This window comes from Vallitalea maricola, from assembly GCF_036985595.1.
In the GTDB taxonomy this organism is placed as follows: domain Bacteria; phylum Bacillota; class Clostridia; order Lachnospirales; family Vallitaleaceae; genus Vallitalea; species Vallitalea maricola.
Window position 1 is genome coordinate 1 of sequence record NZ_BTPU01000344.1, and the last position, 203, is coordinate 203.

1 protein-coding gene is annotated in these 203 nt (G+C 37.9%); it reads left to right on the forward strand.

Going from position 1 to position 203, the window contains the following annotated elements; genetic code table 11:
- A partial coding sequence (locus AACQ14_RS24295) for an aminotransferase class IV (RefSeq protein WP_339366106.1) occupies nucleotides 1-203 on the forward strand: 203 nt, incomplete at both ends.

Here is a 203-nt window from a genome sequence, read left to right on the forward strand (position 1 = left end):
TAAGCACCTTAACAGGCTTGAGCAAGTGCTATTAAGGACAGAGCTTGATGAACGCAGCGAAGATGATCTTATTGTGACGAATTGCCAAGGTAATGTTATTGAAGCCACTAGTTCCAATATATTTTATTGGCAGAACGAAAAATTATGCACACCTGAAATATCAACATCAGGCGTAGATGGTATAATTAGACAGGCTATTATAG